19 protein-coding genes are annotated in these 19,848 nt (G+C 60.1%); 3 read left to right on the forward strand and 16 right to left on the reverse strand.

The features are described from left to right. The first annotated feature begins 79 nt into the window (after positions 1-79). Together HXW73_RS10385 and HXW73_RS10390 are read left to right on the forward strand one after the other, a co-directional pair. On the forward strand, positions 80-367 hold the full coding sequence (locus tag HXW73_RS10385; protein ID WP_186253044.1) for an addiction module protein: 288 nt from the start codon (positions 80-82) through the stop codon (positions 365-367). A gap of 201 nt (positions 368-568) precedes the next feature. Next, a complete protein-coding gene (locus tag HXW73_RS10390; protein WP_186255988.1) occupies positions 569-1,765 on the forward strand; it encodes a DEAD/DEAH box helicase in 1,197 nt (398 codons plus the stop codon). Positions 1,766-1,822: 57 nt separating this feature from the next. Here HXW73_RS10390 and rho read toward each other — a convergent pair whose 3' ends face one another. The 9 genes from rho to cbiE form a co-directional block, all read right to left on the reverse strand. Further along, positions 1,823-2,779, reverse strand: a complete 957-nt coding sequence (gene rho, locus HXW73_RS10395) for a transcription termination factor Rho (protein ID WP_186253045.1) — start codon at positions 2,777-2,779, stop codon at positions 1,823-1,825. Positions 2,780-3,065: 286 nt separating this feature from the next. Then, positions 3,066-3,509 (reverse strand): hypothetical protein, encoded by a 444-nt coding sequence (locus HXW73_RS10400; RefSeq protein WP_186253046.1) that lies wholly within the window; start codon positions 3,507-3,509, stop codon positions 3,066-3,068. A gap of 94 nt (positions 3,510-3,603) precedes the next feature. Further along, complete coding sequence (locus HXW73_RS10405) at positions 3,604-4,131, reverse strand: HEPN domain-containing protein (RefSeq protein WP_240538774.1); 528 nt, start codon at positions 4,129-4,131, stop codon at positions 3,604-3,606. A gap of 218 nt (positions 4,132-4,349) precedes the next feature. Next, the gene (locus tag HXW73_RS10410) at positions 4,350-5,138 is read right to left on the reverse strand and encodes a hypothetical protein (RefSeq protein WP_186253048.1); all 789 of its coding nucleotides are present in this window, start codon (positions 5,136-5,138) and stop codon (positions 4,350-4,352) included. Positions 5,139-5,689: 551 nt separating this feature from the next. Beyond that, positions 5,690-6,130 carry a YtoQ family protein gene (locus tag HXW73_RS10415; RefSeq protein WP_186253049.1) on the reverse strand — a complete coding sequence of 147 codons (441 nt, stop codon included), beginning with the start codon at positions 6,128-6,130 and terminating at the stop codon, positions 5,690-5,692. A gap of 208 nt (positions 6,131-6,338) precedes the next feature. Further along, complete coding sequence (gene cobF / locus HXW73_RS10420) at positions 6,339-7,103, reverse strand: precorrin-6A synthase (deacetylating) (protein ID WP_186253050.1); 765 nt, start codon at positions 7,101-7,103, stop codon at positions 6,339-6,341. Next, positions 7,100-7,903 carry a precorrin-4 C(11)-methyltransferase gene (cobM, locus tag HXW73_RS10425; protein WP_186253051.1) on the reverse strand — a complete coding sequence of 268 codons (804 nt, stop codon included), beginning with the start codon at positions 7,901-7,903 and terminating at the stop codon, positions 7,100-7,102. Before cobM ends, cobF begins: the two co-directional genes overlap by 4 nt. Next, on the reverse strand, positions 7,900-8,310 hold the full coding sequence (locus tag HXW73_RS10430) for a cobalamin biosynthesis protein (RefSeq protein ID WP_240538610.1): 411 nt from the start codon (positions 8,308-8,310) through the stop codon (positions 7,900-7,902). Before HXW73_RS10430 ends, cobM begins: the two co-directional genes overlap by 4 nt. A gap of 16 nt (positions 8,311-8,326) precedes the next feature. Beyond that, on the reverse strand, positions 8,327-9,571 hold the full coding sequence (cbiE, locus tag HXW73_RS10435; RefSeq protein WP_446718979.1) for a precorrin-6y C5,15-methyltransferase (decarboxylating) subunit CbiE: 1,245 nt from the start codon (positions 9,569-9,571) through the stop codon (positions 8,327-8,329). A 1-nt stretch (position 9,572) separates the two neighbouring features. On the opposite strand from cbiE, the gene HXW73_RS10440 reads away from it, so the two are divergent. Beyond that, the gene (locus tag HXW73_RS10440; RefSeq protein WP_186253052.1) at positions 9,573-10,319 is read left to right on the forward strand and encodes a cobalt-precorrin-6A reductase; all 747 of its coding nucleotides are present in this window, start codon (positions 9,573-9,575) and stop codon (positions 10,317-10,319) included. Here the strand turns inward: HXW73_RS10440 and cobJ are convergent. The 7 genes from cobJ to HXW73_RS10475 are packed head-to-tail and all read right to left on the reverse strand — an operon-like array spanning position 10,262 to position 19,834. Beyond that, complete coding sequence (cobJ, locus tag HXW73_RS10445; protein WP_186253053.1) at positions 10,262-11,053, reverse strand: precorrin-3B C(17)-methyltransferase; 792 nt, start codon at positions 11,051-11,053, stop codon at positions 10,262-10,264. The genes HXW73_RS10440 and cobJ overlap by 58 nt on opposite strands. Beyond that, positions 11,050-11,775, reverse strand: a complete 726-nt coding sequence (gene cobI / locus HXW73_RS10450) for a precorrin-2 C(20)-methyltransferase (RefSeq protein ID WP_186253054.1) — start codon at positions 11,773-11,775, stop codon at positions 11,050-11,052. The genes cobJ and cobI overlap by 4 nt, the downstream gene beginning before the upstream one ends. Then, positions 11,772-12,401 carry a precorrin-8X methylmutase gene (locus HXW73_RS10455; protein WP_186253055.1) on the reverse strand — a complete coding sequence of 210 codons (630 nt, stop codon included), beginning with the start codon at positions 12,399-12,401 and terminating at the stop codon, positions 11,772-11,774. Before HXW73_RS10455 ends, cobI begins: the two co-directional genes overlap by 4 nt. Beyond that, complete coding sequence (locus tag HXW73_RS10460; RefSeq protein WP_186253056.1) at positions 12,385-13,536, reverse strand: cobalamin biosynthesis protein CobG; 1,152 nt, start codon at positions 13,534-13,536, stop codon at positions 12,385-12,387. Before HXW73_RS10460 ends, HXW73_RS10455 begins: the two co-directional genes overlap by 17 nt. Further along, positions 13,526-17,377, reverse strand: coding sequence for a cobaltochelatase subunit CobN (cobN, locus tag HXW73_RS10465; RefSeq protein ID WP_186253057.1), 3,852 nt, complete (start codon positions 17,375-17,377; stop codon positions 13,526-13,528). The genes HXW73_RS10460 and cobN overlap by 11 nt, the downstream gene beginning before the upstream one ends. Next, positions 17,377-18,474: a cobalamin biosynthesis protein CobW gene (cobW, locus tag HXW73_RS10470; protein WP_186253058.1), complete on the reverse strand. Its 1,098-nt coding sequence runs from the start codon at positions 18,472-18,474 to the stop codon at positions 17,377-17,379. The genes cobN and cobW overlap by 1 nt, the downstream gene beginning before the upstream one ends. Then, entirely contained in the window at positions 18,461-19,834 is a 1,374-nt protein-coding gene (locus tag HXW73_RS10475; RefSeq protein ID WP_186255991.1) for a cobyrinate a,c-diamide synthase, read from the reverse strand. The genes cobW and HXW73_RS10475 overlap by 14 nt, the downstream gene beginning before the upstream one ends. Between the last annotated feature and the right edge of the window lie 14 nt (positions 19,835-19,848).

The raw sequence follows: 19,848 nt of genomic DNA on the forward strand, positions 1-19,848 counted from the left end.
TCGCTGGCGTCCTGTTGACCGGCTTGTTAGGGCCACTGAATCGGGATAGCGTAGGTGGATAAGCACTCGCGGAGGCACCATGACGGCGGAAACATTAGACCACCTACGCTCCCAGATTTCGACTCTCTCCGAGTCGGAACGTGCAGCGCTGGCTCGCGAGCTCATAATGAGCCTCGACGGCCCCCGAGACGATTCTGTCGAGCAAGCCTGGAACGATGAAATTGTGCGCCGTGTGTCCAACGTCAAAAATGGAAAGGCAACGCTGCTCAGCCGCGAAGAATTTCGATCCAAGATGCGAGCGAGATTAGGCCAATGCGGACCGGTGCTTCTGGATCAGGCTGAGCAGCGAGCTAGGGTGGATCGATAGACAGGTTAACTTGCATAGACCAGCCTTATTGGCTGTCAGAATGGTGAAGCCAAGGATGTGCTTCTAACACCTCAATCAGGGTATGACGTCGCAGCAATATGAAGCTGATTGGAATATTCGAGAAACGAGCGGCGGCTCTCGCGCTATACTGCACCACTTTTTATTTCCGACACACCTTACGACCATCTGTCAGAGCGCCTTATGCCATTTACAAAACTCGGATTATCCAGTCCTCTTGTTCAAGCGATTTCCGAACTCGGTTACAAAACGCCAACGCCCATCCAGGAACAAGCCATTCCTGCCATTCTATCGGGTAACGACTTAATCGCCACCGCACAAACAGGCACAGGCAAAACCGCTGCCTTTGTGCTGCCTCTCCTGGAACGGTTCAGTAAAGCGGAAACGTTACGCGGCAAACGCATACGTGCGCTGATTCTCGTGCCGACCCGTGAGTTAGCGGTCCAGGTCGAAGCCAGTGTGGCGCAATACGCTAAACACATGCCCTTAACCTCTATGGCGGTGTACGGCGGTGTGGATACCGAAGCTCAAAAAGAGCGCCTAATCGAAGGGGTGGATATTCTGGTCGCCACGCCGGGCAGGTTGCTTGATTTGGCACATCAGCGTGCGCTGCATTTTGATGAACTTGAAGTCATGGTATTGGACGAAGCGGACAGAATGGTCGACATGGGCTTTGTCGATGATATTCACAAAATCATCGTACGCCTGCCTGAAAACCGTCAGAACCTGTTGTTTACGGCCACCATGACAGACGACGTTCGCGCCCTCGCCCACGATTTTTCAGATAGCAAGATGACCGATCTAGCGGCTGAAATCTCCATTTCCCCCAACATCCGTGCCGCCGCCAATATCAAACAATGGCTAATCACCGTCGACAAGGACACCAAGTCTGCCTTGTTGAGTCACTTGATCAACGAGCAAGAGTGGGATCAGGCGCTTATTTTTACCGAGAAAAAACACAGTGCGGCCAAGCTTGTCGCTCAACTGGAAAAACGCGGCATCAAAGCGGATTCCATTCATGGCGGTAGAAGCCAGGCCATGCGCGAAAAGATCTTGGCTCAGTTCAAAGCGGGCGAACTCAAGTATCTCGTCGCCACGGGGGTGGCCGCTCGGGGTTTGGATATTGGTGAATTGAGCCGTGTGGTGAATTACGATTTACCTTTTCAGCCAGAAGAGTACATCCACCGTATTGGCCGAACCGGCCGTGCGGGTGCCTCAGGTGAAGCCATCTCGCTTGTAGACATCAGTGACTTTAAAAACCTTTGTGCGATTGAAAGGCGATTGAAAAAAGTTATTGAGCGCAAAGAAATTGCAGGCTTTCCGGTTCAAAAAGCAGTACCCGAGTCAAACTTGAACTACAGTAAACAACGTAATCGTTAATACTTACCAAACAAGCCCACCTCTTAAAAAAAGGTGGGCTTGTTTATTATAGCCATTTCAAGAGGCGGGTAAAAACGCATCTAACAGCTCGGCATTAGTGGGATACTTCTCCAATAACGCATGCAACTTCTGCGCACCTTCTACTGGCTTAAGCGTTGTCAACGCTCTACGCAGTGCCCTTACTTTTTCAATATTTCCTTCATCAATCAAAAGCTCTTCTCGCCGGGTGCTGCTTTTGGCAATATCTATTGCAGGGAAGATCCGTTGATTCGCAACTTCGCGAGATAACACGAGTTCCATATTGCCCGTGCCCTTGAACTCCTCGAAAATCACCTGATCCATACGGCTTCCCGTATCCACCAGCACGGTGGCCAGAATGGTGAGCGATCCACCGTTTTCGATCTTTCTCGCGGCGCCAAACAGTTTCCGTGGTATTTCCATCGCTCGCGAATCCAGCCCACCCGACATGGTACGACCATTGCCCCGCTGCTCGGAGTTATGAACGCGCGAGAGTCTGGTAAGCGAATCGATTACGATCATCACATCATGCCCGTCGCCTGCTTGCTTACGCGCCGACTCAAGAAGCTTATCTGCCATACGCACATGGTGTGTGTAAGTTTCGTCTGAAGACGATGCATGTACCTCTGCCGTCACACTGCGCTTAAAATCGGTCACTTCTTCAGGGCGCTCATCAATCAGCAAGGCATACAGCTTTATGTCAGGATGAGCCTCGGCCACAGCCTGACAGATATGTTTTAACATCGTCGTTTTGCCAGAGCCCGGCGGCGCCACAATCAACCCACGCTGCCCCATCCCAATGGGCGTAATCAAATCCATCGCCCGCACAGTGCGCTGCTGAGAGCCAGGCTCTAAAACAATGCGTGGTGAAGGATGAATAGCGACGCCATTTAAAAAACGCTTTTCGGGATCATCAGGGAATTGATCTTCCACTTCGTCAGCGGGCTTGGCATCTACCTGCCTTTTCGCCTTCAAACCTAGTGTTTTTCTGGTCATAATATCGATGGATCGCTTTGAATAACCTGGATTTATAGGATAGCTGCATCATAGGCCAACCGGCCGGTCGCAGCGTTGCGGTGATTGGCATGGAAAACGGATAAGTCTAACTTTTACTCAATCAGATAATAAACAGCGTGTTCAACGGTACCGTGATGAGCTATCTTAATATGTGATCACCACCAAAACTTAGCCGTCTACAGAGTTTTTTCTACAGTCTCAACGCCAACATAATCGGCGTGAGGTACGAACGTCCGGCGCCGAAGGCGCGTAGTTGATGCTTTTGTTAGAGCTTTTCAAGGCTAGACACCAATGTTTTACCTATTTCGGTTAGCTGAAATTCGGACATACTCCGTTGTTTCATGACCCCATAGTCAGATAATGCATGCAAGCTTCGTAACTCTTCGCCTGAGGCAGGAAAATATGTTGACTTTACAGGTTTCTTAGCCAGTGAACTTAGATAAAGGAACGCTTCATCCGGCAAAGAAAGAATAATATTCGATTCATCTGGCACAACAGGATCTTCGACTTCGGTAGCATTCTGTTCATCAGCAATTTTCCGGGCCGCCTTAAGCTTAAGAGCAAATCCCTTTTCTCCGCCAATATTTATCTCAGCTAGCTTTTCGAGCAAAGATACAATGGTACTTTTGAAGTATACCAAGGCGAATAAAATCAGTAGGGGCCATATCAGTACCTCAAGGTACCCCAATACTATAGTGGCTATTCCCATTACTCTCTACTTCCTCATTTTGTGCTCTAACGCCCAGCGTAACCGGACGGCTTTGGAGCGTCAGCGGAAAAGCCGGTCCGCGTTGACGCTCTGGTTAAAGGTCAACATCTGGCAACCGCCTAGCTCTCCACGGCTTGCGTCGAAGGTCAAGCATATCCTTCAGGTGACAAGAGACAAAGTCATCTGTCTCAACCACTGTGTAATGGATTCGATTTTTATACCAATCCAAATCACCTATAGGGATGTACTCAGCATTCCTTCCTCGGTGAGCCACATCACCTCTCGCCGATACGATTTGATTGATACCATCTGGCCCTATAGACCATGCTGCTGAAATGTTTTCAACGCCCAGATAATGCTGGGAAAGTACACCGACTTGTTCACTTTTCGGAGTATTCAGCCGCGCCACCTCTCGCTCTGCGGCCGATTTAAGCACATCACCCCATCCATCGTTGCATAAAGCTAATGCTGACAGTTCATCCTTTCCAGCATTAGCCTCCTTCACGAGTTTCTTCTTTATGCTCACAGGAAGACTATTTGGATCCTGACACTCAGCCACGATCAGATCAGCGGACTCTTTAATCAGATCTTCGAAATATAGCTCCCATGCTGCACAAAGCATCACCAGGCCACTTCTGGTTATATGCCCCAAGGCACGTCGACCTCGCCCATCTGGATTGAGATCATCATGGGCCTGCTACAGACGCTCGACATCCTCAAGGTTCCATATAAATTGTTGTAGAGAGCTGGAAGGCATAGTTAACCTTTAACGCTGGCGAAACGGGTCGATTTGTGGAGCGGCAGCGGAACAAAGCGGTCCCGTTGACGCACTGGTTATACTCAGACACTTGGACCGTGCTGTTTTGGACCATGCCACTCGAATGCTTCCAATGCCTGTTGCAGGATTTTTTGAAGCCTCTCCATTGATTCCGGTGACACATCAACCTCCCCATAATGGCCATCAGCCATCGTTGAGCCATATTTCGATCCATTAAGGGAGTTAAGAATGAGCACACCTCCGTTGGGGGCACTTACCATATTGTTTTCGACTGGTTTCAGGTCCAGTGGCTTCGGGTTCCTGCCAGCACCGAGACCACGAGACCTATCCTCCAAGTGCTGAGCGGTGTTCCTCACTCCTCGAAGATCGGGAAATGCTTCGCCTGCCTGAGCGTGCAACTCTGCAACGATTTGAGGTGCACCCTCTTCTCTTGATAGCACCCCAAGGAACTTATCGAACGAATCAATCGCGTAGAGAAAGGCTCGAGCGTATATGAAAGGTAAATTGTGCTCGAACTCCCGTGGTTGAAATCCGTTTGACCATTTCTCTCTTTTGAACCGGACTTCTGATTCAAAGTGGATCTCATCCAACTGCTCGTGTCCAGGAAACCCACCATACTGTTGCTCTACCTCCTGCCTAATCTCATTCCGTCGTTGGGCGTCTCGTTCCCAGTTTCCGCGGTCAGCAAATGAGGGGCGGGCAGATCTGGCTTCCGTAAATAAGTTCAGTGCAAGATTTGCCTCAAAGTACTGTGATTTAAGTGATTGCAGCAGATTTCCGATTTTCCACGACCAATCCCGGTCCTCACTTTTGAGCCATGTTCCAGGAGTTATGATCTCAAACACATACATTGCATGGACTCCTCGGAGCATAACAGTGATTACCTAGCCAGCAGAATTCCTGTAACTCATTGTTTAAAATGCATCAACTAATCACTTAGCAGCATATACAAAATTCGCGTGCGCGCTTGTTTTGCTCTGTTCAATCATACTCTATTCATAAAATTGGCTTAGGTCACGTGGTGGGCAGGTAAATTTTGGCGGTGTGGTGTTGAGGGTGTGCAAAGGGGAGGAAGGAAGCCATGTATAAGTGATTGTTTTCGTTGGCTGATTTAATGCTGATCGTCCAATGAATTGGGCTCCCACACCCCCTCGACGCAGGCATTGATAACGCGATGATTTCTAAAATGGCAATGGAAGGCCCGTTGCAACCCCATTGCAACGGGCTTATGTAAGAGCCCGACTTCGTCGGGCGATCGTTTTTGGTGGCTGACTAAGCGCTGATCGCCCAATGAATTTGGCTCCTACGCCCCCCTCACCGCGGGCTGGCTGGCACGGTGGTTGATGATTGCGCAATGGATTGCGCTCCTGCAGGCCACCGTGCACTTCGCTGGATGGGCGTATTAGGCTTTTAGGACGTAGCGGAGGGTTTCGACGACTTGGTCGGTGGTGGTGCACCAGGCTTGGGCGCCTGCGTCGACTTCTTTTAGTGGGTGGACGATGTCTTCGCTTTGCAGGGTGATATAGGGCTTGGCGAGGGCGGCGCAGTAGCCTGCATCGAAGGCGGCGTTCCATTGCTTGTACTTGTCGCCAAAGCGAACGACGACCAGGTCGGGCTGTTCGATCATGGTGCGGGTGCGGATGGCATTGACCTTGGAGGACTGGTGGTCGCGCCAGAAGCTATTTTCGGGTTTGCCGAGGTGGTCACCGGCAGCGTCCGAGGCGTCGTGGTCGGTCACCGGGGCGGTGAAGACGATATCCAGGCCTGCCGCGTCAGCGCCGCGCTGGATCTCATCGCGCCAGTCGGTGTGGATCTCGCCGGATAGATAAACGTAAAAGGTCATTGTCGCTCCTGTTAAAAGCTCGCTGCGCTCGGCCATGCGTTGTTAAAACTCGACTCGTGCGCGAGTCCGATCAAAGTACTCATTTACATCTCGTAAACTCCGTCTTTTCGCCGAGTTTTGCCTAGCCTGGCCTTCGCTCGCTGACTTTTAAAATAGTGGTATTTCGTACGGTAATTTTATGGAAAAACATTCCATATTGATACCGGCGTCATATCAGCGGCTGTTTAGCCAGCAGGTAGATATCCATTATCCAGCCGTGCTGTTCGCGCAGGCTGGCGCGGCGTTGGATGATTTCGTCGCTGACTTCGCTAAGCCAGCCTTTGATCAGGCACTGTTTCTCCATGCCCAGGTAGGCGCCCCACCAGATGTACGTCTCGTCGGCGGGCAGCGTGGTAAACGCCCCGCCGCTGTCGAGCATGACGGCGACGGTGGCGGCGTCGCTTGGCCAGCCGCGTTCGCGCAGGCGTCGGCCGGTGGTGATCTGGATGGGCTCGGCCAGGGCGTTCAGCGGTATGCGGTGTTCGGCGGTGAGTACCTGCAGGCTGGTGATGCCCGGCACCACCTCGACGTTTACTTGTCCCCCGGTGGTGCCCAGGCGTTCGGCGATGCGCAGGCTGCTATCAAAAAGCGAGGGGTCGCCCCAGATCAGCATGCCGACCCGCCCGCCTTCGGGAAGGTGGCGCGCCATCAGCGATGCCCATACCTCGGCGATGGCGCGATGCCATTCATCCACGGCGCCCAGATAATCACCGCGCTCGCCGCGCTGGGGCAGGTCGAATTCGACGATTTGGGCCTGCTCGGGCTCGCGCAGCAGGGTTTGGCACAGCAGGCGGCGCAGGTCGACCAGGTCGCTCTTGGCCTCGCCTTTGCGCGGCAGCAGGATCAGGTCGGCATCATTGAGGGCCCGCACGGCAGCGAGCGTAACGTGGTCAGGGTTGCCCGTGCCAATGCCGATCAGCGAAAGCGTCGTCATAGGTCGCGGCCCTCATCGTCTGGAGTATTGGCGAACGGCGAATCCGCCGACTGTGGGCGAAAGCGGCGGTCGTAGCCGACGGCGTACAGCGCGCTTTCCTGGAAGTCCTGGCTCTCAAGCACCGGCCCCACCAGAATCAACGCCGTGCGCTGCAGCGTATTGGCGGCTAACGCTTCAATGGTGGATAGCCGCCCTCTGATGATTTTTTCATCGGGCCAGCTGGCTCGCCACACAATGGCCACGGGGCAGTCACCGCCGTAGTACGGCGTAAGTGACGCCACCACGCGTTCGAGGTTATGGATCGACAGGTGAATCGCCAGCGTCGCGCCGGTCTGGGCAAAGTTGGCCAGGGTTTCGTTGTCCGGCATGGCGCTGGCGCGCCCGGAGGTACGCGTCAGCACGACCGATTGCGACACGCCTGGCAGGGTCAGCTCCTGGCCCAAACTGGCCGCAGCGGCGGCAAAGGCGGGCACGCCCGGGGTGATGGTGTAGGGAATCTCCAGCGCGCGCAGGCGGCGGGTCTGCTCCCCCACCGCCGACCATACCGATAGATCCCCCGAATGCAGCCGCACGACATCCTGCTCAGCCGCGTGGGCGGCCTGGATTTCCTCGATGATCTCGTCCAGCGACAGCGGCGCGGTGTTGACGATGCGCGCCCCTGGCGGGCAGTGCTCAAGCAGTTCTTGCGGCACCAGCGAGCCGGCGTAGAGGCACACCGGGCTCGCGGCAATCAGGTCGCGGCCGCGCAGCGTGATCAGGTCCGGGGCGCCTGGCCCGGCGCCGATGAAATGAACGGTCATAATGATGTTCCTATGGCGATGGCCGCCGTTGCCTGCCGGTCAGTGGAAATGTGCCGTGGGCCGAGCAGCTGCGCCCCAGGCCCGGCGGCCAATAACGCCACCGCTTCGGACACGCTGCCCGTCCCCCGCGCCTGCAGGCTTTGCGCGGAGTGGGTGACGGTAGTGACGCTTGGCAGGTCCGCATCGGCGACCAGAATGACATTGAGGCAGCGCGCCTGGCCCAGGCTTTGCACCAGCGGGCGCATGGATTGCGTGGCTGCCAGGGCGTCAATCGCCCCAAAGCGCTGGGTCAGCGTATCGAGTAACGCTGCCAGCGAGGCAAGCGACGCACCGTGGCGAAAGCCAAACCCGACCACCCTCATCGGAATTCTCTTCTCCGACTTGCTCTCCATCAACTGGCTCTTCATCGACTTGTCTCATGCTTCATCGTGAGCAGCGCCACTGCACAATCGGGTAGCTGGCTTTCCAGCCCCGGCGAGTACCCAGCGGCGCGGCGCTTGCAAGCTCCAGGCGCAGCAGCTCGCCGCCTGCCTGATGGTGCCAGTGGGCCAGCAGCGCTTCGGATTCCAGGGTGACCGCGTTGGCTACCAGCCGTGTGCCCGCGGGGAGCTGCTGCCATAGCGCTTCTAACAACGCTTGAGAAAGCCCGCCGCCGATAAACACCGCGTCCGGCGGCGGTGCCTGGGCAAGCGCGTCCAGCGCGCTGCCTTCGATGATCGTGAGCCAGTCAACGCCCAACTGGCTGGCGTTGTGAGCGGCACGGGCAGCGCGGCTGGGGTTTTGCTCAACGCCTACCGCTTGATTGTCGGGGTGCGCCAGCAGCCACTCGATGGCAATCGAGCCCGAGCCGGTGCCGATATCCCATAACCGTTCGCCGGGCTTGGGCGCCAGCGCGGCCAGGGTCATGGCGCGAATGGCTTGTTTGGTGATCTGGCCATCGTGCTCAAAAAAGTCATCGGGCAGCCCAGGCGTCAGCGGCAATGCGGGCCCTTCGCCTGCGACCTCAAGCGCTACTGCTACAGGATGCGCGATGTCATCGGGCAAGTTGGCCGCTGCCGTAAAGCTTCGCACCCGCTCGTGCTCGCCACCCAGGGCTTCCAGCACCGTTAGCGTTGAATCCGCGAAGCCAAACTGGCAGACCCAGCGGGCAAGCTCCGCTACCGCGTCGCCGTCTCGCACCAGCACCAGCAAGCGCCTGCCAGGCTGCAGGTAGGGCCGAACGCGGGTTAACGGTTTGGCGTGCAGGCCCAGGCAGGTGCAGTCCTGAATCGGCCAGCCCAGGCGGGAAGCCGCCAGGCTGAACGTGGAGGGCGAAGGCAGCGCCTGCCATTCCTGGGGCTCAAGGTGGCCGACAATAGAGGTGCCCGCGCCAAACCAAAACGGGTCGCCGGAGGCCAGCATCACCACGCGGCGACCGCACTCGGCGAGCAGTTGAGGGATGCCGTCGGCAAACGGCACCGGCCATTCACGCAACTTATCTTTCAGGTCGGTTTTCAGGTCGGCGTTCAAGTCAGTGCTCAGGGGTTCGAGCAGGCGCAGGTGTCGGCGCGCGCCAAACACCACCTCGGCACGCGCAAGCGCCTCGCGGCTTGCCGCCGTGAGACCCTGTGTGCCACTCTCCCCCCAGCCTATTATCGTCAGCCAGGGAACCTCGTTACCGTTAACCACTATGAATATCCTGATTCTTGGCGGAACCTCAGAGGCCAGCGCCCTGGCCAGCCTGCTGGCTGAGCGTTCGATCCCGGCCATCTATAGTTATGCGGGGCGTGTCAGCACCCCCAAGCCGCAACCCTTGCCGACGCGCATTGGCGGTTTTGGCGGCGTTGATGGCCTCATCGCGTATCTTGAGCAAGCGGGCATTACCCACCTGATTGACGCGACCCACCCTTTCGCCGAGCAGATGAGCCGCCACGCGCTCGCCGCTGCCGCGCAGTGTGGCATTCCCCTTATGGCGTTCACCCGCCCGGCCTGGCAACCCCAGCCCGGCGATCGCTGGACGCACGTTGCCAGCATCGACGAGGCAGTGAACCAGCTCGATGGCCCGCCCGAGCGCGTCATGCTGGCCATCGGGCGTCAGCACCTGGAGGCCTTTGCCGCGAAGCCGCAGCATCACTATTTGCTGCGGCTGGTCGATTACCCCGAGCAGCCGATACCGCTGCCCCACCAGACTATCACCGTCGAGCGCGGCCCGTTTACCACAAAGGGCGATCTGGCCTTGCTAAAAGACCACGCCGTTGAGCGCCTGGTATGCAAAAACGCCGGCGGCAACGGCGCGGTGTCCAAACTCACCGCCGCCCGCACGCTCGGCCTGCCGGTGGTGATGATCGAGCGGCCAACGCTGCCCTCTCGCCGGGAATGTCACGCCCTGGATGACGTGCTGGCCTGGCTTTTTAAGCCCACCGAGCGAGGGGTATAAACCCACGGTTCGCGCTCTTTTGTGCCTTGTCTTGCAATGCGCCGCGTCTGGCTGGAGCCCACGATGACCAGGGTGCGCATATCCGCCATGTCCGGCGTTGCCTCGCCCAGGGTGGTGACGCGAATCGCTTCGTCAGGGGTCGAGACAGCGCGGGCAAAAACAATCAACCGGTCCCCGCAGGCTTCAAGCAGTATCTCCAGCGTACGCGCAAAGCCTTCCGGCCGCGCCCTGGAGCGCGGGTTGTAGAACGCCATGGCAAAGTCGGCCTCGGCGGCCAGGCGCAGACGCTTTTCAATCAGCGCCCAGGGCTTGAGGTTGTCGGATAGATTAATGCAGCAGAAGTCGTGCCCCAACGGCGCGCCGACACTGGCACTGGCGGCCAGCATGGCGGAAATCCCCGGCAGCACCTGAACGTCCAGCGAGCGCCACTGGGCATCGCCCGCTTCCAAGGCTTCAAACACCGCCGAGGCCATGGCAAACACCCCCGGGTCGCCGGAGGACACCACCGCCACGCGGCGGCCTTCAGCAGCCATTGCCAGCGCCTGCTCGGCCCGCTGGATTTCTTCCCGGTTGTCCGAGCCGTGGCGAACAAGCCCGGCTCTCGGCGCGACCCGTTCAACGTAGGGCACGTAGCCCACCACATCCGTGGCCTCGGCGAGCACCACCGACACCTCAGGAGTCACCAGCTGGTCACTGCCCGGCCCCAAACCGACGATTTTCAGCCAGCCGCTCATGGGCGTCTCCCATGGCCGTGAATCAGCACAATCGAGAAGTACGGCACGCTCTCGCCTGCGTCCTTGAAGGGCCGGACCCTCTCCTGGCTCATGGCGGCATACTCGATCAGCCAGGCTTCATCCTCGCGCCCTGCTTGGGCAAGCGCCCGGCGCAGTTTGTCCAGGTTGCGGCCGATTTTCATCACCACCAGAGCATCGGTCTCGGCGATGCGCGCGGCCAGGGAGGCTTCCGGCAGCGTGGCCATGACCACCGTGAGGATATCGTCGCCCCAGGTGATCGGCTGGCCGGTGGCGGTCCAGGCCGCCGACATCCCGGTAATCCCCGGCACCACGGAGACCGGCACGCGGTCTAGCAACCGGGTATAAAGATGCATAAAGGAGCCGTAGAAGAACGGGTCGCCTTCGCAGAGCACCACCACATCGCGCCCTGCCTCGGCCAGTTCGATCAGTAGCGCCACGCTGCGTTGGTAAAAGTTGGCCAGCAACTCGTTGTAACGCGGGTCGTCGAAGGGGATCTCCGTGGTCACCGGGTATTCCATGGCAAGCTCGGTGACTTCAGGCGCCAACATACCTTCGACGATGCTGCGCGCATGGCCGGTACGCCCCTTCTTGCGGAAATAGGCAACGTGAGAGGCGCCGCGGATCAGCCGATCGGCGCGCACGCTCATCAAGTCCTGGCTTCCCGGGCCAAGGCCGACTCCGTAGATGATTCCCTGGGTCATTCTGTTCGGTCCGCGATGGCATTGAGGGCGGCGACGGTCACGGCGCTGCCGCCCAGACGTCCCTGCACCGTGCAGCAGGGGCTGACCTGGCTCTCCCAAAGCGCCTGCTTGGACTCGGCCGCGCCGACAAAACCCACCGGGCAGCCGATAATCGCAGCGGGCCGGGGGCAGTCGGGGTCTTCGAGCATATTGAGCAGATGAAACAGCGCCGTGGGCGCGTTGCCAATCGCCACTACCGCGCCTTCCAGGTGCGGCCGCCATAGCTCCAGCGCCGCCGCCGAGCGGGTGTTGGCCATCTCTTTGGCCAGTACCGGGGTGCGCTCGTCATTCAGCGTGCAGATAATCGCGTTATCGGCGGGCAGGCGTTTACGCGTGATGCCTTCAGACACCATGCGGGCGTCGCATAAAATCGGCGCGCCGGCTTCGAGCGCTTTGCGGGCGTGGCTGACCACATCGCCTGAAAACTGTATCGACGCGGCGAGTTCCACCAGCCCGGCGGCATGAATCATGCGCACGGCAATCGGCTCTTCATCGCGAGAAAACCGCCCCAGGTCTGCTTCACGGCGAATGGTGGCAAAGGACTCCCGGTAAATCGCCGGGCCGTCTGTTTCATAAATGTGGGGCACCTAAACTCTCCAAATATGCAACAACCTCAGTCTCCGTGAGGCCTGTTTTAACCGGCGTGCTATCGGCACGGCCGTTAACGATAAGATCAAACCGGCCAGCCTCGCCAACCAGGCAAACGTCAGCCGATGCGCGGCGGGCGCAGCCCTTGGCGCAGCCGGATACATGCACGGCACCTTGGGTAACGCCACGCAAACGCTCGGCAAGCGGCTGGGTAGCCACGCTGGCCTGCTCGCAATAGGGCGCGCCGGGGCAGGCATCGATACGCAGGCGGGCGTCCTGCTCATCGCTGATCAACCCGTCGATGGCCGCGGCGCTGGCTCCCGCAACCCAGATACGCCGCCAGGGCGTCACCTGCAGGGCGGTGACCTCGGCAGGCGTCACCGCAGCGCGCAGTACCTTGGCGGGCACCCGCCCAAACGGCAGGCCATACACCGCGCCGTGGGCGTGCTTGCCCAGGGGCAGTGGGCTGCCCGCTGCGGCGGGCCGTGCGTTGGTCGGGGCCCAGTCAGGCAGCGGCACGTTATGGCGCCGCATGCGTTTGCTGTCCCAACCGCCGCTTTCAACAAACCAATGCGTTAGGCGGATTAGCTGCGCCACGGCCGCGTCAATTGAGGGCACCGCGGTGCCGGATGCATGGCCATCGGCGCGCACCAGCAGGCCGCCCGAATCGGCGCGCTCGATACGAAAATCCGCCGAGGCATCGCCGAGTACCGGCAACTCGCCTGCATCAATGGCGATCCCGACCTTGGCGGGCACCACCGGCAGTTGTTGCCAGCGGTCATTAAGCGCGCTGGCGATTTTATGGGTATCGTCCTCCGCTTGCCAGCCGGGGGCCAATAGAATTTGCGGGCGACGTTCTGCCTCTGGGTCGGGGTCAATCAATTCGTGGGCGATCAGCGCGTCCATCAGGGCCGGCCAGCTCGCCTCGGTGACGCCGCGCAACTGCAGATTGGCGCGGCTGGTCAGTTCGACCAAGCCGCTCCCAAAGGCTTCCGCCGCATCACACAGCGCCAGCACCTGGCTGCGCGTTAGCTGGCCCAGTCTTGGGCGCACGCGCACCAGCCAGCCATCGCCAGTTGCCATCGGCTGCCAGGCACCGGGGCACCAGCCCTTGATGCGAGGTTCAGCCGACATCCGCCGCGACCTCTTTCGCCTCGTCCATTTCCAGCAGCAGGTCTTTCAGCGCGTCGCCCTGCTCGCCGGGCGCCTGCCACATGCCGCGCTGGGCGGCTTCGAGCAGGCGTTCGGCCATTTCTTCCAGCGCCGACGGGTTATGCTCGCGCAGGAATTGCTGATTGGCGTCATCCAGTACCAACGCCTCGGTCACCTGGGCGTACTGGTAGTCGGCGACCAGGTCGGTCGTGGCGTCGTAGGCGAATAAATAGTCGATGGTGGCTGCCATCTCGAAGCCGCCTTTATAACCGTGCTCACGCATGGCGTTGATCCACTTGGGATTGAGTACCCGCGAGCGAATCACCTTGGCAAGCTCTTCTTTCAGCGTGCGTATCTTGGGCGCTGCCGGGTTGGCGTGGTCGGCGTGATAGATGGTCGGCGTTTGCCCGCTCAGCGAGCGGCTGGCGTTGGCCATGCCGCCCTGGAAGGCGTAGTAGCTGTTGGAATCGAGGATATCGTGCTCGCGGTTATCCTGGTTCTGCATCACCGCTTCCAGGCCTTTAAGCTGCTGCTCGAAGGCATCCGGGGCGGCTGTGCCCGACTCGGCAAACTGCCCGTAGGCGTAGGCGCCGTTGTCCAGGTACGCCTGCGCCAGGTCATCGGCATTTTCCCAGGCGCCGTTGTCGATCAGCCGGTTCAGGCCGGTGCCGTATTCGCCCGGCTTGCTGCCGAAGATCCGATAGCCTGCCTGCTGGGCGGCCATCTCGGGGCTCAGCCCCTGCTTTTCCAACACTTGCTGGCGGGCCATCACCGCATCGCGGATGGTATTGCTGTTGCCCGGTTCGGCGTAGCTGGCAACCGCCTGCACGGCGGCGTCGAACAGCCGGATCACGTTGGGAAACGCATCACGGAAGAAGCCGGAGACCCGCAGCGTGACGTCCACCCGCGGGCGGTTGAGCAGCATGGAGGGGATCACTTCGATGTCGATCACCCGCTGCGAGCCCAGCGACCAGATGGGGCGCACGCCCATGAGTGCAAAGGCCTGGGCAATGTCATCGCCGCCGGTGCGCATGGTGGCGGTGCCCCAGATGGATAAGCCCAAGCGACGGGGGTAGTCACCGTTATCCTGCAGGTAGCGCTCGACAAACGCCTGGGCGGATTTTTCGCCCAGCGTCCAGGCGGCCGGCGATGGGATCGAGCGGTTGTCCACGCTGAAGAAGTTGCGCCCGGTGGGCAGCGTATCCAGCCGCCCGCGGCTGGGGGCGCCACTCGGCCCCGGCGGCACAAACAGGCCATCAAGGCCTTCCAGCAGCGAGCTAATTTCCAATTGGGCGCTCTGCTGGAGCGCCACCCACAGCTGATCCCTTGCGTAGCGCAGCTGCTCGGCGGTCGCGGGATAGCGGGCAGCCAACACCTCCAGGCTACCGGGCGCGACCACGTATTCTTCGACCAGCTGGTGGGCCAGCGCTTCCAGGCGCTCACGGGTGTCGTTGCCGCTGCGCCAGGCGGCGCTATCCAGCTCGCGCAGCACATCTGGCCGCGGCCCCGTCCAGGGCTCGGCGTCGGCCATCAGCGGGTCAAAGGGCGCGTACCTTTCATCGTGCAGGGCCAAATCATCGGCCAGGTTATGCAGCAGGCCGCGCTGGGCAATGCTCTCTCCCCTCGGCAAGCGCAGCAGCGCCACCAGGGTGCCGACCACTTTATCCTGGGGCGGCAGCGTGCCGAGCACGTGCAAGCCGTGGCGAATCTGCGATTCCTTGATGTCGCATAAGAAGGTATCCAGCTCGTTCAGGATCAGCGCTTCGTCCTGGCTGTCGATGGCCTTGGTAAGCTCCTGGTCGATGCCGGTCTCGCGCAGGTGCTCAAGAATCTGCTCGCGGATTAACGCTTCGCGCCGGGGGTCCATATCCAGCGCCTGGTAGTACTCGTCGGTGAGCGCTTCCAGTTTGGCCATATCACCATACAGCTCGGCGCGGGCCAGCGGCGGCATCAGGTGGTCGATAATCACCGCCTGGCTGCGCCGCTTGGCCTGGGCGCCCTCGCCCGGGTCGTTGACGATAAACGGGTAGAAGTGCGGCACCGGCCCCAGCGCAACATCCGGCCAGCAATCGGCGCTCAGGGCGCTGCTTTTGCCCGGCAGCCATTCAAGGTTGCCGTGTTTGCCGACGTGAATCACTGCTTCCACCTGGTAGTGCTCGCGCAGCCAGAAGTAGAACGCCAGGTAGCTGTGCGGCGGCGCCAGCTGCATATCGTGGTAAGACTGGGTCAGGTCGTCGATAAAGTCGCGCTCGGGCTGGATGCCCACGAAGGTTTCGCCCAGCCGGATCCCCGAGATCATCAGCCGCCCCTGGCGGCATTTGGGGTCATCAGAGGGCGCGCCCCAACGCGTCCATACCGTTTCCTGGAGCTCGGCGGGCAGCGTGTAAAACCATGCCAGATACTCGTCAACGCCGATGCTTTGCCAGCACATGCGCTGGTCGATGACGTCGCGGTCGTTGGTCACCGCCCCTTGCAGCAGGCGGATCAGGTCATCGCCATGCGCTGGCAGGTCGCTCACAGGGTAACCTGCTGTTTGCAGCGCGGTTAATATCTGCAGCGTCGAAGCAGGCGTGTCCAGCCCCACGCCGTTGCCAATCCGGCCATCGCGGTTGGGGTAATTCGCCAGCACCAGCGCCAGCCGTTTGGCGTGGTTGGGGGTGGTGCGCAGGTGGCAGAACCGGCGCGCCAGCTTGGCGACAAACTCAGCGCGCTCGGGATGCAGGGCGTGATGGGTCACCGACAGCTGGCTACGGGCGTTGTAAAGCGCTTCCGCCTTGAAGCCCACCGCCCGGGTAATCACCCGGCCATCCATCTCCGGGAGCACGACCTGCATCGCCACATCCCGGCTTCTCAGCCCGGCGGCGGAGGCCTGCCAGTCCTCGACGGTGCTGCTGGATAGAATCGCCTGGAGAATGACCGGCTGGCCGTCGAAAACGCTCTCGGGAATCGCGCCGCCCAGCGGGTAGGTGTCGTCGGAATTGCGGTTAATCGAGAAGCTGGTGGTGTTGACCACCAGCATGGCGCCGGTCTGCTCGATCAGGTGATTGACAAACGCAATGCAGTCGGCCTCTTTCAGGGAGGCAACGGCGATGGCGAGTGGCTCAAGCCCCTGCGCTTTAAGCGCCTCGATCATGCCGTCGACAACCAGGGTATTGGCGCCCTGCAAGTGGCTGCGGTAGAACAGCAGCAGGCATACCGGCCTTTCCGGCTGCTGATTGGCCCGCCATTCGCTCAGGCTCATCACCTGGCGCCCGGATGGGCTCGAGGCGTCGCTGGGCGCGTAGATCACCGCCGAAGGCACCACCTTGGGTTCCTTCCAGGCGGTGGGCATATCAAGGCATTCGCTGCCCACAAAGCGCAGCAGCTGCTCGGCGTTATCCACGCCGCCTTCGCGCAGGTAGCGCCACACCCGGTGGGCGCTTTCATAGTCGACGCTCGAGGCTTCCAGCAGCGCATCGTCCGGCGCGTCGCAACCCGGCACCAGAATCAACTGGCGGCCCGGCTTGGCGTTCAACCAGGCCAACAGGCGTTCGTAGCCGTACTGCCAGTAGGCCTGACCGCCGAGCATCGACACGACCACGAGCTGCGCCTTTTCCAGCACCCGATCCTCGTAGAGGTCGTAGGCGGCGGGCTTGACCAGGTTCATCCAGTTGGCGAGACGTACCGACGGATAGCGCTCGCCCAGGCGATCGATCGCCTGGGCCAGAGCCGACAGGTTGCTATCGGCAGCCGATAGGATCACGACATCCGCAGGGCTCTGTTGAAGATCGACAATGCCTTCGTCATCAACAAAGCCGCCGGGTTTGGCAGCAAAAAGGTGCATTAGGCGGCTGTTGTTACCTCTGCTTCGGCAAGCGCTTCACGCAGCGCGTCGCTGTCCAGCGCTTTGCCAATGATGACCAGTTGGGTTTGACGCGTCTCGCCTTCCGCCCAGAGGCGGTCGAAGTAGCCATCCAGCCGTTCGCCCACGGCCTGGATAACACGGCGCATCGGCTTGCCGGGAATCGCCGCAAAGCCTTTGGCGCGGTAGATTTCCTGGGTTTTGACGATGTGTTGCAGCTTGGCCGCCAGCAGGTCGCCGTCGACTTCGCCCAGGCTGATCACGCAGGAGTCAAAGTTGTCGTGGGCGTGGTCGTGATGAGCGCCCTCGGCGTGGTGCTTATCGTGGTGATTGGCGATCAGATCAATACTGGCTTCGCTGGCCGCCCCGATACCCATCAGGGCTTCCAGTTGCACGGTATTGGTGGCCAGGGTTTGATCGACAAACAGGTACTTCACGGAGTCAGGCACCCGCGCCTGAATCAACGCCTCGACCCGCGCCTTGTCGTCCGGGCTGAGCAGGTCCGTCTTGCTGACCAGTACCAGGTCGGCCGCGCTTAGCTGGTCATCGAGCAGCTCTTGCAGGCTGGGGTCGTGATCCAGGCTTTCATCGGCCTGGCGCTGGGCTTCTACCTTGGCCACATCACTGGCGTAACGGCCGGCGGCCACGGCGGGGCCATCGATCACGGTAATGATCGCATCGACGGTGCAGTGCTGGCGCACTTCCGGCCAGTTGAAGGCCTGCACCAGCGGCTTGGGCAGTGCCAAGCCGCTGGTTTCGATCAGAATATGGTCGATATCGTCGCGGCGGGCGACCAGCTTTTTCATCACCGGTAGAAACTCTTCCTCTACCGTGCAGCAGATACAGCCGTTGGCCAGTTCGAAAATACCGCTGTCGTCGCCTTCCACCGCCTGACCGTCTTCGCAGTCGAGGGCACAGCCACGCAGCAGGCTTGAGTCGATGTCCTGCTCGCCGAATTCATTGACGATCACGGCAATTCGCTTGCCGGTCACCTGACGCAAAATGCTCGCCAGCAGGGTGGTTTTACCGCTACCCAAAAAGCCGGTGACCACGGTGGCGGGTATCTTATTTAACTGCATGGGTCTGGTCCTCAGAATCGATAGGCTGACGCGCTGGCGACGCTTTGCCGCTAAACAGCAGCGCGATCGCGGCAGGGTTGTTGGCAAAAAACAGGTGCAAGTAGGTGGCGGTCAACCCACGCTCACGAAAGATGGCTTCTCCCGGCGCGGGGTGGCGCTGGCGCCGGCCGTGGGCAATGGGTTCCGGCGTTCCCTCGGCCATCGAGCGATGGTGGGCATGGCCGCGTACCGGGCCTTCGAGCAGCTCGGCGGTTTGCATTCCCTGGCAGCCCCGCCGCCCGCGCATCGCCCCCTGCCCTGGCAGCAGGCCCAGCATGGTGTGGGTGGTTTCGTCGTAGTCGGTCAGGGTTTCCAGGCAGTAAAGCAGCCCGCCGCACTCGGCAAGAATCGGCTTGTCCTCGGCAAACAACTGCCTGATCGCCGCGTGCATGGCCGTGTTGGCCGCCAGCTTGTCAGCGTGAATTTCCGGGTAGCCACCGGGCAGCCACAGTGCATCGCAGCTTGGCAGCGCGCTATCGTCTAGCGGCGAGAAAAAGCGCAGCGCAGCACCCATCTGCTCGAGCAGGTCCAGGTTGGCCTGGTAAATAAAGCTGAACGCGGCGTCTTTGGCCACGCCGATGGTAATCCCGGCAAGTGACGGCAACGCCGCTTTGGCGATCTCTGGTGCGGCGTAAAACGTCACCGGCGGCAGGGCGAGCAGCGTTTGCGGCAGGTTTTCCGCCTCGATAACGCTTGCGCCCTTTTCAAAGCGCGCTTCCAGGTCGTCACGAATTTCGTCGGCCTGCACCAGGCCTAAATGACGCTCGGGGAGTGAAAGCGCTGGGTTGCGCGCGATGGCAGCGAGCAACGGGATGTCTGTCGGCAGGGTTGTCTCGATCAGCTCGCGGTGGCGCTCGGAGCCGCAGCTGTTGGCGATAAGCCCGACAATGCGAATATCGTCACGAAAGCCCGCCAGCCCCGCCAGGAGTGCGCCCGCGGTCTGCGCCATACCTTTGACGTCCATCACCACCACCATGGGCAAGCCGAACCGTGCGGCCAGGTCGGCACTGGAAGGCTCACCGTCAAACAGGCCCATGGCGCCTTCGACTAATATCATGTCCGCCGTTTGGGCGGCTTCATAAAAGCGCTGCCGGCAGTAGGCGTCGCCCGCCATCCACAGGTCAAGCTGGTCGACCGGCTGGCCAGAGGCCTGGGCCAGCACTTGGGGGTCCAGGTAGTCGGGGCCGGTTTTAAACACGCGCACCACCTTGCCCTGGTTGCGCAGCGCCCTAGCCAGCGCGGCGGTAAAGGTGGTTTTGCCCTGCCCCGAGGAAGGCGCGGCAATAAACAGCGCCGGGCAGCTTGCATGGGGTGTGCTCATCAGGGATGTGCTCA

The organism is Halomonas sp. SH5A2 (assembly GCF_014263395.1).
Taxonomy (GTDB): Bacteria; Pseudomonadota; Gammaproteobacteria; order Pseudomonadales; family Halomonadaceae; genus Vreelandella.